Genomic DNA, 337 nt, shown 5'->3' with positions numbered 1-337 from the left:
CCTTCTCTAAAACTATAGTATGTACTGAAAACAAAAAAGCATCCCGATTTCTATTCACCTGCGCTAAAAGCTACAGTGAATTTTGAAAAAGGAAAGCTTTCCATTGGTTCAACTACTGAACCTTTGATAAACCCGTAGGCTTATCAAACAACACAACTACTTTTTATTGCCAAAAAAACTCCAATTTCTCAGAGCTTTGGCGCCATCTTGCGGTCTGGACGGGACTCTATAATCGTTCTATTTGATTTTATTAGCTATCTTTTTAATGAAAAATGGTCTTGAAAAGTTCTACCGTCTCTAAGCTTTACAGTAAACCAATAATCTGTGGCTGGCAACA

This window comes from Nonlabens dokdonensis, assembly GCF_002162835.1.
GTDB lineage: Bacteria > Bacteroidota > Bacteroidia > Flavobacteriales > Flavobacteriaceae > Nonlabens > Nonlabens dokdonensis_B.
This window is presented reverse-complemented; position numbering follows the sequence as displayed.